General features: G+C 72.9%; 9 protein-coding genes and 2 pseudogenes. 5 read left to right on the forward strand and 6 right to left on the reverse strand.

Features of this window, described 5'->3' with window-relative positions; all coding sequences use genetic code 11:
- Nucleotides 1–183 precede the first annotated feature (183 nt).
- From AC5L36_RS02360 to leuA, 3 genes are all read left to right on the forward strand, one after another.
- Entirely contained in the window at nt 184–957 is a 774-nt protein-coding gene (locus AC5L36_RS02360; RefSeq protein WP_441220004.1) for a hypothetical protein, read from the forward strand.
- A 77-nt stretch (nt 958–1,034) separates the two neighbouring features.
- Nucleotides 1,035–1,583 carry a nitroreductase family protein gene (locus AC5L36_RS02365; RefSeq protein ID WP_441220005.1) on the forward strand — a complete coding sequence of 183 codons (549 nt, stop codon included), beginning with the start codon at nt 1,035–1,037 and terminating at the stop codon, nt 1,581–1,583.
- Nucleotides 1,584–1,728: 145 nt separating this feature from the next.
- The gene (leuA, locus tag AC5L36_RS02370) at nt 1,729–3,474 is read left to right on the forward strand and encodes a 2-isopropylmalate synthase (RefSeq protein WP_441220006.1); all 1,746 of its coding nucleotides are present in this window, start codon (nt 1,729–1,731) and stop codon (nt 3,472–3,474) included.
- Here leuA and AC5L36_RS02375 read toward each other — a convergent pair.
- A pseudogene (locus tag AC5L36_RS02375) lies at nt 3,458–4,710 on the reverse strand (MFS transporter); the annotation flags it as partial. The gene leuA and the pseudogene AC5L36_RS02375 overlap by 17 nt on opposite strands.
- Before the next feature lie 134 nt (nt 4,711–4,844).
- Between AC5L36_RS02375 and AC5L36_RS02380 the strand changes: the two are divergent.
- Together AC5L36_RS02380 and AC5L36_RS02385 are read left to right on the forward strand one after the other, a co-directional pair.
- On the forward strand, nt 4,845–5,480 hold the full coding sequence (locus AC5L36_RS02380; RefSeq protein WP_441220007.1) for an HNH endonuclease family protein: 636 nt from the start codon (nt 4,845–4,847) through the stop codon (nt 5,478–5,480).
- Nucleotides 5,481–5,507: 27 nt separating this feature from the next.
- Nucleotides 5,508–5,747, forward strand: a pseudogene (locus tag AC5L36_RS02385) (hypothetical protein); the annotation flags it as partial.
- Nucleotides 5,748–5,820: 73 nt separating this feature from the next.
- On the opposite strand, the gene AC5L36_RS02390 reads toward AC5L36_RS02385, so the two are convergent.
- The 5 genes from AC5L36_RS02390 to AC5L36_RS02410 all read right to left on the reverse strand — a co-directional run bounded on the left by AC5L36_RS02390 (nt 5,821) and on the right by AC5L36_RS02410 (nt 13,851).
- Nucleotides 5,821–7,092 carry a lysyl oxidase family protein gene (locus AC5L36_RS02390; protein WP_441220008.1) on the reverse strand — a complete coding sequence of 424 codons (1,272 nt, stop codon included), beginning with the start codon at nt 7,090–7,092 and terminating at the stop codon, nt 5,821–5,823.
- Between the two features lie 61 nt (nt 7,093–7,153).
- On the reverse strand, nt 7,154–7,804 hold the full coding sequence (locus tag AC5L36_RS02395; protein ID WP_441220009.1) for a cellulose binding domain-containing protein: 651 nt from the start codon (nt 7,802–7,804) through the stop codon (nt 7,154–7,156).
- 13 nt (nt 7,805–7,817) lie between these two features.
- Nucleotides 7,818–9,392 carry a serine/threonine-protein kinase gene (locus AC5L36_RS02400; RefSeq protein ID WP_441220010.1) on the reverse strand — a complete coding sequence of 525 codons (1,575 nt, stop codon included), beginning with the start codon at nt 9,390–9,392 and terminating at the stop codon, nt 7,818–7,820.
- A complete protein-coding gene (locus AC5L36_RS02405; protein ID WP_441220011.1) occupies nt 9,389–13,084 on the reverse strand; it encodes an adenylate/guanylate cyclase domain-containing protein in 3,696 nt (1,231 codons plus the stop codon). Before AC5L36_RS02405 ends, AC5L36_RS02400 begins: the two co-directional genes overlap by 4 nt.
- Nucleotides 13,081–13,851: an MBL fold metallo-hydrolase gene (locus AC5L36_RS02410; RefSeq protein WP_441220012.1), complete on the reverse strand. Its 771-nt coding sequence runs from the start codon at nt 13,849–13,851 to the stop codon at nt 13,081–13,083. Before AC5L36_RS02410 ends, AC5L36_RS02405 begins: the two co-directional genes overlap by 4 nt.
- Nucleotides 13,852–13,912: the final 61 nt, after the last annotated feature.

Genomic DNA, 13,912 nt, shown 5'->3' on the forward strand with positions numbered 1-13,912 from the left:
TTCCACATCGTCATCTACGTGCCAACGCCGCCGGTCCGAGGCCGGCGGCGCCGCGTAAGACGACACCAGGTTACCGGCGCCCTGTGACGGTACGAACACGCGATCCCAGCATCCGGCCGGCAGGACACGCGCGCGCCCGGCGTGTCACCCGCTCCGCCCCGGCCCGGACACGAGAATGTGAACGTGTATACGCGCGGAATCGCCGGCACCGCGGCCCTCCTCGGGCTCGTCGCACTGACCGCGTGCGGCTCCGACGAGCCGGCGCCCGAGCAGGAGGCGCCGATCACCACGCCGCCCACCGGCGCACCGGACGCCCGGGTGCAGCTCGCCGGGCTCGCGGCGGCCGCACAGGACCGCAAGATCACCGCGCTCTACACCTGGTCGGCGCCGGGCCGCTCAGACCGCACGGTCGTGCTGACCTCCGCCGCCGACGGCAGCTGGCGGGTAGACGTGCCGTCCGGCGCGCTCGGCGGCACGGCCGACGTCTCGATCGCGCAAAACGCCGAAGGCCTCTTCCAGTGCGCGCTCCCTTCGGCCGAGCGGCCCGTGCAGCCGGCCTGCGTGCGGGTCGCCGACCCGGACGGCGCGCTCGACCGGGGCATCGACCCGCGGGTGCAGCACCCGTTCACCGACTGGCGAAAGGTGCTGACCGACCGCACCGCGCCGCTGTCCGTCTCGACCGCGCAGCTTTTGCCGGGTGCCAGCGGCGCGTGCTTCTCCGTCGAGACCACCACCGCGTCGGTCGACGCGCCCATCGACGCCGGCATCTACTGCTACGCCCCGGACGGCACGCTCACCGGGGCGAAGGTGAGCTTCGGCACGCTCCTGCTCGCCGGCGCGCCATCCGCCGCGCCGCCGGCGATCGCCTTGCCCGGCCCGGTGGTGGCTCAGGAGCCGCTGGGGATGGCGGCCCCACCGTCGCCAACCGTCACCCCATCGGTGACTCCGTCCGCGTGAACTCTGAGTGGATCACCGGACACGCCGGGTGACCCCCCAAGTGGTGACGGAGCGTCCGATACGGCACACTCGGCGCCATGTCCGAGCTACACCCCTTGCTCGCGACCCGGTGGAGCCCGCTCGCCTTCGACCCGGTCGCCGTGCTGTCCGACGACGATGTCAGCTCTTTGCTCGAGGCGGCCCGGTGGGCGCCATCGGTCGCCAACAGCCAGCCGTGGCGGTTCGCCGTCGGCCGGCGTAACGAGGAGACGTACAAGCGGATCCTGGAAAACCTCTCCACCCAGTGCCAGCACTGGGCCGGTAACGCCTCGGCGCTCCTCGTCGCGGCTCACCTCGATCACGCGACGCTGCCCCACGCGGTGTACGACCTGGGGCAGGCCGTGGCGCATCTCACGGTGCAGGCGACGGCGCTGCGGCTGCACGTCCACCAGATCACCGACTTCGATGCCGCCGGCCTCCGCGCCGACCTCGAACTCGCCGATGACCTGCGCCCTTCGGTCGTCGTAGCGGTGGGGCGGGTGGGTGACCCGGCCATGCTCCCGCCCGAGCTTCGAGTCTGGGAGACGGCCCTGCGCACCCGCGTCCCCGTCGCCGAGCTCTTGGTAAACCAGGTTCCCATCACCTAGAGTGTCGTTTGTCATGTGGCAGGCGCTCCTTCTTCGCCGCCGCGACGAGGCCCTCTAGGCCGGCACCTCGTCGCGGAGTTTGGCGTGTGCGCCGGCTTTCTTGTCCGGATCCTCCACCGCCCATGACTCCCAGGAGCGTTTCGCAATGTCTGCCGGCAGCGTTCAAGATCAAAATCCCATCGCTCGGCAGCGGCCCAGCCGCATGCCATACCAGCGTTATCAGCCGTACCACCAGCAGTTCTCCATCGAGCTGCCCGACCGCCAGTGGCCCACCCGCCGCGTCGAAGTAGCGCCCCGCTGGTGCGCGGTCGACCTCCGCGACGGCAACCAGGCACTGATCGACCCGATGTCCCCCGAGCGCAAGCGGCGGATGTTCCAGCTGCTGGTGCAGATGGGGTACAAGGAGATCGAAGTCGGGTTTCCGGCGGCCAGCCAGACCGACTTCGAGTTCGTACGCCAGCTCGTCGAGCAGGATCTGATCCCCGACGACGTCACGATCCAGGTGCTGACCCAGTGCCGCGAGCACCTGATCGACCGCACCTTCGAGTCACTGCGCGGGGCAAAGCGGGCGATCGTCCACTTCTACAACTCGACCTCCACGCTCCAGCGCCGCGTGGTCTTCGGCCTCGACCGGCCGGGCATCACCGCGATCGCCACCGACGGCGCGCGGATGTGCCAGAAGTACGCCGAGATCCACACCCCGGACACCGAGATCTTCTACGAGTACTCGCCGGAGTCGTACACGGGCACCGAGCTCGACTACGCGCTGGAGATTTGCGGCGCGGTCATCGACGTCGTCGACCCGACGCCCGACCGCCCGCTGATCGTCAACCTGCCGGCCACCGTCGAGATGGCCACCCCCAACGTGTACGCCGACTCGATCGAGTGGATGCACCGCCACCTGCCCCGGCGCAGCAGCGTCGTGCTGAGCCTGCACCCGCACAACGACCGCGGCACCGGCGTGGCCGCCGCCGAGCTGGGCCTGCTGGCCGGCGCGGATCGCATCGAGGGGTGTCTTTTCGGCAACGGTGAGCGCACCGGCAACGTCGACCTGGTGACGCTGGGCCTCAACCTCTTCTCCCAGGGCATCGACCCGCAGATCGACTTCACCGAGATCGACGAGATCAAGCGGACGGTGGAGTACTGCAACCAGCTGCCGGTGCACGAGCGCCACCCGTACGCGGGCGACCTTGTGTACACGGCGTTCTCCGGTTCACACCAGGATGCGATCAAGAAGGGCTTCGACGCGCTGGCCCTCGACGCGGCGGCCGCCGGCGTGACGATCGACAAGCACGAGTGGGCGGTGCCCTACCTGCCGATCGACCCCAAGGACCTGGGCCGCAGCTACGAGGCCGTGATCCGGGTCAACTCGCAGTCCGGCAAGGGCGGCGTGGCGTACATCATGAAGGAAGAGCACCACCTCGACATGCCCCGGCGGCTCCAGATCGAGTTCTCCGGCGTGGTGCAGCAGTTCACCGACGCCGAGGGCGGCGAGGTCGAGCCCGGCCGCATGTGGGACATCTTCGCGACGGAGTACCTGGTCGACCACCAGGAGGAGCCGGCGCTGGGCATGCACACGTACGCCACGTCCACTGTGGAGGGCAAGGTCGAGATCGAGGCCGACGTGACCTTCCGCGGCGAGCGGCGCGCGCTCGTGGCGGTCGGCAACGGCCCGATCAACGCGTACGTCAACGCGCTTCAGACCGTCGACATCCAGGTACGCGTGCTCGACTACGCCGAGCACGCGATGTCCGCGGGTGGCGACGCCCAGGCCGCCGCGTACGTGGAGTGCGAAGTGGACGGCCGCACGGTGTGGGGCGTCGGCCTCGACGCCAACATCGTCACCGCCTCGATGAAGGCCGTGACAAGCGCAGTCAACCGCGCCCGCTAGGAGCGACGCGCTGGTTTTCGGGGCGGTGCACCAACACAAGACCGAGCACCGCCCCGGCCGCTAGGAGCCCGGCGCACCACAACATCGCGCCCAGGAAACCGGCGGCCAGTTCGTCGGGTTGCTCGTACGCCGTGCCCGAAAGTCCCACGAGGAGCGGAAGGGCCGCGGCGGCGAGCAGCCCGCCAGCGCGCGCGGCGGCGTTGTTCACGCCACTCGCGACGCCGGCGTGCTCGTCGCTGACGGCGCCCAACACGGTCGCGGTCAGCGGCGCGACAAGCAGCGTGAGGCCGGCGCCGAAGACGACGGTGCCCGGCAGCACGTCGGTCCAGAAGTTGGCGTCTCGCTCCGCGCCGCGCAACAGCAGGAGCCCGGCAGCGGCGACCAGCGGCCCGGCCGTGAGCTGCGGGCGCGGGCCAAGCCGCGTCGCGAGCGCGCCCGACCACGACGAGCCGATCAGCAACAGCAGCGTGGCCGGCAGGATCGACGCGCCGGCGGCCAAGGCCGAGAAGCCGGCCACGTTCTGTAGGTAGACGACGAGGAAGAAGGACAGCCCGCCGAGGGCGGCGTAGACGGCGACCGTGTACACGTTCAGGGCGCTGAACAGCCTCGACCCGAAGAGCGACAGCGGCAGCATCGCCGCCGGCCCGCGCCGCCGCTCGACCAGCACGAAGGCGGTCGACGCGAGCACACCGGCGGCGACGGAGAGCAGCACCGACCACGAGCCGAAGCCGCGGTCGGCGCTCTCGATCAGGGCGTACGTGACGCCGGCCAGCCCGGCCGCGGCGAGCAGCGCGCCCACCACGTCGAACCGTTCCACCCGCGGCGTGCGACTCTCCGGCACCCAGCGGATCGCGGCGAACAACGCGACCAGCGCCAGCGGCACGTTGAGGAAGAAGATGGCACGCCAGGACAGCGCGTCGATCAGCCACCCGCCGACGAACGGGCCGGCCGCGGTGGCCACGCCGGACAGCCCGGTCCAGGCGCCGATCGCCTTGCCCCGCTCGTCCGGGTGAAAGCTCGCCTGGAGCAGCGCGAGCGAGCCCGGCACGAGCAGCGCGGCGCCGAGACCCTGTAGCGCGCGGGCCGCCACCAGCCATCCCACGCCAACGGCCAGACCACACAGGACAGACGCGGCCGTGAACCACAGCACGCCGACCATGAAGATCCGCCGCCGCCCGTACCGGTCACCCAGCGCGAGCCGCCGAGCAGTACGAACGCGGCGAGCGTGAGCATGTACGTCCGCCCCGGTGCCGAGCCGGAGGCTGCCACTCACCGCTACAGCTTCCCAGCGAGATGCGGCCTAAGCCACGAAACGCCGAAACCACACCGGGTTGCCGTGCGGATCGCCGCGCAACCCGCAAGCTGAAGAGGTGCGCCTGATCTCCACGCTCTGCGTCGCCGTCCTGGCCCTGGCCGGCTGCGTGCCGGTCGAGGACACCACGGGCGCGACCGGCACGCCACCCGCCGCCGCCGACTCGGCCCGCCTGCTCGGCCAGCTCACGGTCACCAAGTCGAGCTCGATGCGTGGATACAGCCGCGACCGCTTTCCACACTGGCGCGACGCCGGCCGCAACTGCGACGTGCGCGACACGGTCCTCAAGCGCGACGGCAAGAACATCAAGCTGAGCGGCTGCAACGTGGTCGGCGGTCGATGGGTCAGCGCGTACGACGGGCGCACCTTCAGCGATCCGTCCGACGTGGACATCGACCACATGGTGCCGCTGGCAAACGCCTGGCGCTCCGGCGCCGACAAGTGGAACGACGACCGCCGCGGCGACTTCGCGAACGACCTCAGCCGCCCTCAACTGCGCGCGGTGTCCGCCACGTCCAACCGCGCCAAGGGCGACCAGGACCCGTCACAGTGGAAGCCCGCAAACCGCGACTTCTGGTGCGAGTACGCGGCCGACTGGATCGCGGTGAAGCACTTCTGGCGGCTGCGGATCACCACGGCGGAGAAAGCCGCTTTGTCGGACATGCTGGACACCTGCCCGGCCGCCCGCGAGTAGCGTCCCTAGACTGCGGTGATGGCCGATCAGACCACTGACATCACCGCTGGTCCCGGCGGCGTAATGACCGACGAGGTCGGCGTCGTCACCGGCGACCTGACGCTACGCAGCGAAGTCTCCGGCAGCATCGTCACCCTCCGCGTGCAGTACAAAGACGCCGACGAGTGGTACACCGTGACCGGCGGCCGGGCCACCCTGAGCAACCCAGCCGACCTGGCCGCGGTGCACACGATCGCGGTAGCTCTGCTCAACCGCCCCGAAGGCTGACCCTCGCGACGACGGGGCCCTCTCACCTGTCTGTCTACGCCGCGTTACCGGCTACGCGCCGCCCTGCGGTCTCCTATGTGCAGGCCGGGCCGGTGCCGCGGAGGTCGGCGCGTGGGGTGGACGTCGCCAGGCCGGTCAGCTGGACGATCACGGTGCCGCAGTTGTTGGCGTCGTCGGCTTCGAGCAGCTTGTCTTCCGGGTCGACGCGGGTAAACAGCACGTACGTCCCGTCGGTCAAGCCCGCCGTGTCGATGTACTGGTCGGGTAGGTACCAGTTGTAGCGGTCGGCCCAGCCCCGCGAGATGCCGTACCAGAAGTACTCGGTCGTGCCGACGACCTGCTTCGGGTCGAGGCAGTCGGGTGCCGGGTAGGACAGTGGCGCGTCGCCCTTGCGGCCGAACGAAACGAGGTCGGTGTCGGCGACGCAGAAGCTGACCTTGTCGCCAACCGCCGCGGGTGCGGTGCCCACCGGTGCGCCGTTGGCGTCCGCGCGCCAGAGCTCCGACTGGGCGAAGGCCTTGAAGTGGTAGTGGCCGTGCACCGGGTGAAACTCGACGAGACCGGCCGGGCGGTCGGTGTAGGTGCCGCTCGAGTGGTGGATCCGCTGGGCGACCGGCTCGTCCTGGAAGACGCCGGTCTCGCGGGTGAACCTCAGCTCCACCGGGCCCTCGCCGACGTTTTCCAGCACCTGGTCGAAGCGCAGGCACTGCACCGCGCCCTGCTCTGCCCGCTCACTGTCGAAACAGGACTGTCCGGGCTCGGAGGTGTCGCCGAAGATGCTCCCCGGGTTGTCGTAGGTGACGTTCTCCTGGGGCAGCGCCTGAAGGTCGGGCAGCAGGTCACGCGGCGGCCGGGCGGACGGTGGGTACTCCACCTCGGCCAGGCCCTCGTACGAGATGACGGGGTCTGGGTCGACCGCGCCGAAGGTGACGCCGTACGCCACGTACACGTGATATGTGCCGTTGGCCGCGGACGGGATCAGCAGCGACTGGGCGATGCCCACACCCGCGTTGGACTTGGCGACGAGCCGGTTGCCCCGGTAGACGAAGAGGCCGAGCGCGCCCTCCGTGACGCCGGCCCACCGGATGGCGACCTGGAGGCCGCCGGGGCGGCGCCAGGTGCCCGGCGGCAGGGCCACGGTGAGCCGCAGCCGGTCACAGTGGACCGCGGCGCATTCCGGGACCTTGGGGTTGGTGGGGCCGTCGGCCCGCACGCTGCCGGTCCAGAAGCGGGCCGGTCCGGCGTCGGTCACCCGGACTCCGGAGCGGTCGGCGCTGGCTGCCGGCCCGGCGGTGAGAGTCAGTGCGACGAGAGTGGCCGCCATGGCGGCTGGCAACAGGCGCATGGGTCTGCCCTCGCGATCGAGGTATGACGATGGCGCGAGTCTACAGTGATCCGGGTCACTGTCACTCGGCCGGAAGTGCCGTGCAGGCCGTCCCGTTCACGTCGCAGGTCAGCGGGGTGGTCACGGCGTTCCTGCGGTCGAACTGGAAGCGGAGCGCGACCGAGCCCCGCGCGCCCACCGGCACGCTGCCCGTGAAGGCGAACACCTCGCCCTCCTGCTTGAGCGTCGCCTGCGGTGCGCTCTCCACCCAGAAGGTGCGCATCGGACCGATCGTCGGCGGGAAGCGCAGCCGTACCGTCCACTTGCGACCGGCGTTGGACGAGTTGGTCACCAGCACCTCGCCGATGAAGCCGCCGTCGAAGGTCTGCACCGTCCGGTAGCGACCGGTGAGGTCGGGGGCTGGGGCGGGCGGGCGCCGCGCCGGAGTCTCGATCGCCCGGGAGAGCGAGGGGGACGGGGTCGGGCGTCGCGGCGAGTTGAGCGTCGCCTCCGGGGTCGCGACGGCGGGGGTGCTCGTCGGCGTGTCCGGCACGCTCGGCCCGGCCAGGAACGGGGGCGTGTCGGCCTGTGCCGGCGGTCGTGCGGGCTCCCGGTCGTCCGGGCGCAGGCTCACGAGCGCGAACACGAGCAGGCCGACCAACACGACCACGCCGACGACCGTCGGCAGCCAGGGCAGCAGCTCGAACGCGCGCGGGCGCGACAGTCGACCCATCAACCGTCCTCGGCTACCGCGCCAGCGTCGGGCCTTGGAGGGCGTTTCGGCCCTTGCCCGCCAGGCAGCGGAACGTACGGTCACCGTCCGGTCGCAGCACCTCGAACTCCCAGCCCTGTGCGGAGATGAGCAGCGTCGTGCGCAGGAACGTGCTGTCCGTGCACAGCGCCTTGACCGCCGGCTGGTCCGCGACTTCGCCCGGGTCGGCGCCGGCGGGCAGGTCACCCACCGCGTACGCCTCCCAGGTGTGCCGGCTGTTGCAGTCGACGCGCTGCGCCCGGATGCCTGGACCGTCGGAGTCGGCCGGGCCGTAGCACTCCAGCTCTTCGGGGCAGCGGCCGCCGGCGAGGGGTAGCAGGCAGCCCGGCAGCGCACCGCCGGCCAGCGACGGGAGCGGGGCGCCACTTGTCGGCAACTGGGCCGTGGGGCTGGGGTTCGGGTCGGGGCGGCCGGCGACGTACCAGGCGGTCGCGCTGACCGCCGCGAGCAGGGCGAACGCCGCGACCCCACCGATGATCCACTGAAGGCCGCGGCGCCGGCTGGTGCCGACCGTCGGGGTGTTGTCGTGCGGCGGGACGAATGCCGGCGCGCGCATATGGCTCGGCGGTGGCCCGGAGTGGCCGGCGTGCCCGGTCCCGACACCGGGCGAAACCGGATACGCCGGGCTCGGCGAGGCGAGCTCGGGCGAGGCGGGGACGGCGGGCGAGGCGGGCGCCACCGGCGGGGTGTACGAGCGCGAGACGTACACACCGCGTGGCGGCTCGGTCAGCGACACCCCGCTCAGCATGTCGCGCAGCTGCTCGGCCGACGGGCGCGACTCCGGCTCGTTGGCCATGCCGTGCCGCAGCACCTCCATCAGCCCGCGCGGCACGCCGGGAAGGTCCGGGATGGGCTGGTTGAACAGCTCCATCAGCGTGATCAGGCTCGGGTTGCGGTCTTCGCGCCAGCGTGGTGGCTTGCCGCGCATGACCGCGTACAGGGTGGCGCAGAGCGCGTACACGTCGACGGAGGGCGACGGCGCGCTGTGGCGAAACATCTCCGGCGGCGCGTACGCCGGCGTGAGCACCTCTAGCGTGACCGACGAGTCGCGGGTCTCGGCCAGGATCGCGAGGCCGAAGTCGGCGAGCGCCGGCTCGCCGAAGCGGGAGCGGAGGATGTTGGCCGGCTTGACGTCGCGGTGGAGCACGCCGAGCTGGTGCGCGTCAGCCAGCGCGTCGGCGATCTTGATGCCCACCTCGCGGGCCTCGGACGGCTCGAGCGGGGCGTCGCGCATGCGGTCGGCGTACGAGCCGTCGCACAGTTCCATGATCAGGTATGGGTGCTGGTCGGCGGTCACGCCGGCGTCGAAGAGGTCGACCACGTGCGGGTGCGACGACATGCGACCCGCCGCCCGCGCCTCGCGCAGGAAGCGCCGCTGGTCACGCTCGTTGTCGAGCGTGCGGTTTTCCACCTTGACGGCGACCTCGCGGGCGACCGACTCCTGGATCGCGCGGTACACGGTGGCGTACCCACCGCGGGCAAGCACTGACAATCCGGACAGGCCCGGCACCACCGGCAGCGGCAGCGCACTCGGAGCCCTCTCGGTCACGGGTTAGAAGGTACCGAAGACACTCGGCCGAGCCGCTCCCGCACCGCGTCCGCTCCCGCTCGCTCGGCCACCCGCTGCGTCCCGTACGCGTGCCGCACCGCCTCGTCGGCCGCCGCGAGTGCCTCTTCGCGCTGGCCACTGGCGGCGAGCGACTCCGCGAGCACCTCGGCGGCGACCACGCAGCTGCGCACGTCTTCGGCCGGCGCGGCCACCGCCCGCCGGGCCCAGTCGAGCGCCTGGGGCTGCTGGCCCTCGGCGAGCAGCGCCGCCGCGTACGCCGCGAGGGCCTGCCGCCGGGAGAAAAGGAGCCCCGGCGCCGTGCTGGTCGCGCTCGCTGGGCGCCCCGAGCGGCCGGCGCCAGTCGCGTCGGATCCCGCCACTCCCGGGCGCGTGGCCGCGGTGGCGATCGGCGCGAGCAGCCCGATCGCGGTGGCCGCGTCGCCCTCGGCGAGCCGGGCGCGGGCCAGCAGCACGCGCGGGCCGACCTGTGCCGGCGCGAGCGGGTTGTTGGGCTCGACCTTCGTCATCACGGCCTGGGCGTCACGGGCGGCGGCCTCGACGTCGCCGCTGTCGAGCGCCACGAACCCGCGCGTGGTGCCGGCCATGCCGGTCAGCAGCGGGTGCCCGATGCGGTCCGCATACGACAGGGCGTCGGTCAGCAGGTCGATCGCGTGCTCGAACTCGCCCAGCCCGCGGGCGATCGCCCCGCGCACCACCAGCGCGAAGCCGCGCCCCCAGTCGTCGGCGACCGCGTCGAAGTCGCGGTAGGCCCGGCGGGCGCCGCGGTCGGCCTCGGTGAGGTCGCCCAGCTCGGCCGCGGCGAACGCCTCGACCGCCCGTAGCGTGCCCACCGCCCACGCCTCGCCGACCCGCTCGCCGAACGGCAGGAAGACCCGGGCCAGCCGCCGCGCCTCGCCCAGCCGCCCGGCCAGCAGCCGGGCGAAGGCCGTCGTGCCGCGCAGCCACGCCCGCCCGGTGGGGTCGCCCAGCTCCGCGAAGAGCCGCGCCGCCCGCCCGAGCACCGCGTCGGTGCCGGCGAAGTCGCCCCGCGTCGTGGTCACCCAGGCCAGATCCTGGAGCGACCAGGCCTGGCCGAGGCGGTCACCCGAGGCGAGATCCACCTGGTACGCCCCGGCGAAGCGGCTGCTCGCCTGCCCCAGCCGCCCGCGCAGGTAGTCGGCCATGCCCAGCCGCCGCATCGCCTCGGCGCGCGGGCCCGGCAGGCCGGCCTCGGTGGCCACCTGCATGGCCTCCTGCCAGGCCTGCAGCGCGCGGTCGGGCTCGCCGAGCACGCGCTGGGCCCGCCCGATGACCAGCAGCGCGCCGGCCCGGACGGCCGCGTCGTCGCTGGAGTTGGCGGAGAGCTTCTCCGCGTAGGCCAGCGCGTCGCCGGCCCGCCCGGTCTGGAGCAGGGCCCGGGCCAGCACGAGGCGGTCGGCGGCCGGCAGCCCGTCACCGGCCAGCTTGACCGCCCGCTCGGCGTACTCGACGGCCAGCGTCGGCTCGCCCATAGCAAGTGAGCGGCGCGCCGCCCGGCCCAGCGCGGCGACGCCGAGCGGCATCACCATGCGGGCCACCGCGTCGGGCCGGAGGCTTACCGCGTCGGCCAGGGCCGTGGCCCGCTCGACATGCGCGGCGACGAACGCGTCGCGGTCAGCCGGGGTCATCCCGCCGAAGCCACCCACCCGGGCGACCCGCCCGGCCGGGAGCGCGGAGGGTGCCGGTGCGGCCCACTGCGCCAACGTGGCGTGCCGCTCGGCGAGGTCGGCCTTGCCGATACCCGCGTACGCCGCCTCGCGCATCAGCGGGGTGGGGAAGGCGAACCCGTCGCGCGTGCGCCGCAGCATGCGCCGCTGAAGCAGCTCGTCGACGGCCCGCTCCAGCTCGACGGCGGCCACCGCGGTCGGGCGCCCGTCGCGGCCGGCCCGCCGCTCGCGCAGCGCCTCGAGGGTGCCCTCCGGCACGTTGTCGCCGATCACCGCGGCGTCGCGGAGCACGGCCCGCGCGTCGGCCGGCAGCGCGTCGATGCGGGCGGCCAGCACGGCCGCGAGGTCGCGGGAGAGCAGCCGGCTGCCGAGCGAGCCAGGCGCCAGCCGCCAGGTGCCGCTGGCCCCGGCCACCGGTGTGAGCGCCCCGCGCTCCATGAGCAGCGTGACCAGCTCGGCCAGGTAGAACGGGTTGCCTTGCGCGGTGGAGAGCAGCCGGTCGGTGTCGGCCTGCGGCAGCCGCCCGCCGCGCAGGTACGAGGTGAGCAGCCGGGCCGCGTCGGCGCCGCGCAGCGGGGGCAGCGGGTGCACCTCGGCGTCGGCGAGCCGGGTCAGCGCGCCGGCCGTGCGCACCAGCTCGGGCCGCCCCAGCACCAGCACCAGCACCGGGCCGGTGAGGTGGGACAGCGTCACGCCCAGCGCCTCGATCGTCTCCGGCGTGGCGTCGTGCAGGTCGTCGACGATCACCAGCAGCGGCACCTCGCCGGCCAACCCGCTGAGCAGCTGGGCGACCGCGATCGGCGTGGCCTCGACGTCGGGGGCGGCGGTGTCCGGCGTCCACTCCGCGACCCCGGCCGGCACACCGTGTGCGGTGGGCGTCTCGCCGTACCCCATCAATGCGAGCAGGAGCTCGACGGCGACCGGCGGCGGATCGGACCGGAACCGGCCGAGGCGCTGGCCAAGTCTCTTGAGCCGCTCCTCGACGACCGGGCGGGTGACCGCGGTGGCCGAGTCGCGCGGCAGGCCGATCGCGGCGCGCACAAGATCGGCGAGGGGTGCCAGGCGGCGGCGCTCGCCGAACGCGGCGCAGCGCACCGAGAGCACCCGGGCGCCGGTCGTGGTCGTGTATCGCCCGGCGCTCACGTCGTATCCCGCGGCGAACCGCTCGGCCTCGGACGCGAAGCGGCTCTTGCCGATGCCGGCCTCGGCGGTCAGCACGAGCACGCGCGGCTCGGCACTCTCGATCACCTCGGCGAGGCGACCGGCCACCCGGCCCAGCTCCGCCTCGCGCCCCACGAACGGCGCCTCGTCGCCGACGCCGGAGCGGGTGCCCGGGGCGTCGTGGAGACCCAGCAGCTCGTACGCCGCGACCGGCTCGCGCTTGCCCTTGAGCCGCAGCGGCCGCAGCTCGCGCCACGACGCGACGTGGCGGGTGGCCGCGGAGGTGCGGGCGCCGGCGTAGACCGCGCCCACCGCGGCGGCGTCGGCCAGGCGGGCGGCGGTGTTGACGGTGTCGCCGATGACCGTGTACTCGATCGCGGCCTGGATGCCGGCGACGACCTCGCCGGTGTTGAGCCCGACGCGCAGGCCCAGCGGCGCGCCGCCGCCCCGCTCGTCGTCGAGCACCCGGCGGACCGCCCGCTGCATGCTCAGCGCGGCCCGGACCGCCCGCTCGGCGTCGTCTTCGTGAGCCACCGGCGCGCCGAAGACCGCCATGATCCCATCGCCGGTGAGCTTGTCGACGTGCCCGCCGAACGTCTTCACCGCGCCGGCCAGCGCGGCGAGCACACGGTCGGTTACCGCGCCGACTCGCTCCGGGTCGAGGTCTTCGGACCAGGAGGTAAAGTCGGACAAGTCGCCGAAAAGGACCGTGACCACGCGCCGCTCGGCGGCCGGAAGCGAGGCAGCGGCCGGCAACGCCGCGCCACAGTTGTGGCAGAAACGCGCGCCAGGCACCGCAACGGTGCCGCACACCGGGCAAGTCACGGTGAGTCCAACCACACCGAGCCCGAAGTCGATTCCCCGTCGCCGTGTCCGAGGTACGCGAGTTGGGCGCGCACGGACCATTCGGCGGCGGGCCACAGCGACGGGTCCACATCCGCGTAGACCTTCGCCACGACCTCTTGCGCGCTCCGCGCGCCCTCTGATACCGCCTGTCTGACCTGGTCAAGGCGGGCGCGGCGGTGTGCCAGGTAGAACCGGGCGGCCACGCCGCAGTCGGCCAGCGCCGGGCCGTGACCGGGCAGGGCCGCGACGCCGTCGTACCCGGACAGCTTCTCCAGACTTGCCAGATAGTCGCCGAGATCGCCGTCGGGCCATGCCACCACCGTGGTGCCGCGCCCAAGGATCGTGTCGCCCGTGAAGATCACCCGCTCACCCTCAGCCTCCGCGAGGTAGCAGACCGAGTCGGCGGTGTGACCGGGCGTAGGCAAGTGGGTGATGCGAAGATCTCCGGGGTCGTCACCCGCGCCGGTGATCTCCACGAACCGGGCGAGCCCCTCGACGTGGTCGGGGTGGCCGTGGGTGACCAGCACCCCGCCGACCGGCCCCGTATCGGCGACCGCGCGCAGGTGCCCCTCGTCGAGCGGGCCCGGATCGATCACCACGGAACGCTCGGCGCCGGGCGCCCGCAGCACCCAGGTGTTGGTGCCGTCGAGGGTCATCGGCCCCGGGTTGGGGGCGCGCACCAGCGTGACCCACTCCGGCAACCGGTCGGCCAGCGCCGCCGCGGGCGCGGTGACATGCCCCACCATGCCAGCGATCGTACGGCGCGAGTGTGACAGGGAGGGCTTTCACTCAGGTAACGCTCAGCCT

This window comes from Phytohabitans sp. LZ39, from assembly GCF_059359075.1.

Excerpts from the sequence above, each read along its gene's own strand:
- AC5L36_RS02390 (WP_441220008.1), bottom strand. The coding sequence starts at position 7,092 with ATGCGCCTGTTGCCAGCCGCCATGGCGGCCACTCTCGTCGCACTGACT.
- leuA (WP_441220006.1), top strand. The coding sequence starts at position 1,729 with ATGTCTGCCGGCAGCGTTCAAGATCAAAATCCCATCGCTCGGCAGCGG.
- AC5L36_RS02410 (WP_441220012.1), bottom strand. The coding sequence starts at position 13,851 with ATGGTGGGGCATGTCACCGCGCCCGCGGCGGCGCTGGCCGACCGGTTG.
- AC5L36_RS02365 (WP_441220005.1), top strand. The coding sequence starts at position 1,035 with ATGTCCGAGCTACACCCCTTGCTCGCGACCCGGTGGAGCCCGCTCGCC.
- AC5L36_RS02395 (WP_441220009.1), bottom strand. The coding sequence starts at position 7,804 with ATGGGTCGACTGTCGCGCCCGCGCGCGTTCGAGCTGCTGCCCTGGCTG.